This is a genomic window from Lamprobacter modestohalophilus, from assembly GCF_016583905.1.
Classification (GTDB): domain Bacteria; phylum Pseudomonadota; class Gammaproteobacteria; order Chromatiales; family Chromatiaceae; genus Lamprobacter; species Lamprobacter modestohalophilus.
In genome coordinates this window covers 1-604 of sequence record NZ_NRRY01000200.1, presented here as the reverse complement: position 1 = coordinate 604, position 604 = coordinate 1, and the positions used below count along the sequence as shown (strand labels likewise).

Sequence of the window (604 nt, the reverse complement as noted above, 5' to 3'; positions counted from 1 at the left end):
CGTGATGGCCCGGTCTTTGTGAGTCTCTGTCATTGGTCTGCTCCGCTACCTTGGTTGACGATGGGTTCTCATCATCGCTTATTGTGCCCGCTCGGGGTGTGTTGGAGGAGCGGGGCGGACCATTCCATTACTGTTTGCTGCAATGCCACTGTTTGCTGCAATGCCAGCAGGTGCTGGCCATCCCGACCAAGCGCTACGCGAAGTGCACGGTCGAGTTTCTCAACGAGCAGGAAACGGGCGCACTTGTGGCGGCACCGGACTTGTCGACCTGGATCGGGCGACGAGATCGCGCGTTGCTGCTGCTGGCCGTTCAGACGGGGCTACGTAGCCAGGAGCTGCGTGCCTTGTGCGCGCGTGATGTCGAACTCAACGCCAGTGCCTTTGTCCGCTGTCTGGGAAAGGGGCGCAAGCAACGCAACACGCCGTTGCGTACCGATGTCGTGGTGATCCTGCGCGATTGGCTGGCTGAGCAATCCCCATATATGGTCCGCCCCGCGATGCAAGAGCCACTTGACTGTTCAGCAGAAGGAAACGTTGCGGCCATATATCCGGCGTCGTGATGAGGTGGCGTGATCGCTCCTCGCGCCCTGATGGAATCCGCGCG

1 protein-coding gene is annotated in these 604 nt (G+C 60.6%); it reads left to right on the top strand.

Features of this window, described 5'->3' with window-relative positions:
• Positions 1 to 83: 83 nt before the first annotated feature.
• Entirely contained in the window at positions 84 to 560 is a 477-nt protein-coding gene (locus CKO42_RS27810) for a tyrosine-type recombinase/integrase (protein WP_200252923.1), read from the top strand.
• Positions 561 to 604 lie beyond the last annotated feature (44 nt).